We start from the raw sequence: 367 nt of genomic DNA on the forward strand, positions 1-367 counted from the left end.
GAAGAAGAAGAAGAAGAAGAAAACCCTAAACAGCAGGCAGGATTGATTTCATTCTTTCTTTAATTCTTAGTAGCCTTCTGGCTTGTAGGCGATGAAGGCGATTAACTGGACTTGGCGAACGTTGTCGAATCCGATGATGCTGACGAAGCCTTGTGGGTATGCCTTGACGGCCTCGTCCAGCTCGTTGGCGACCTGAACCGAGTCGGTGCAGCCGAACATGGGCAGCTTCCACATGGTCCAGTAACGCCCGTCGTAGTAACCGGGCGACCTGTTGTTCTCGCGGTACGGGTACGGGTTCTTGAGGGTGAACTCAAGGCAAGGGATCCACTTGTTCTGTAGAAGGAAATCGATTTGCTTCAGGAGTTGC

Annotated in this window: 1 protein-coding gene; it reads right to left on the minus strand. The window is 51.5% G+C overall.

The genetic code is table 11. From position 1 onward, the window contains the following. Window positions 1-66 precede the first annotated feature (66 nt). Window positions 67-367 (minus strand): RuBisCO small subunit-like domain-containing protein (locus C661_RS23810; protein ID WP_157785715.1); only part of this gene is annotated, 301 nt, incomplete at its 5' end.

This window comes from Clostridium tunisiense TJ, from assembly GCF_000300195.1.
Lineage (GTDB): Bacteria > Bacillota > Clostridia > Clostridiales > Clostridiaceae > Clostridium_J > Clostridium_J tunisiense.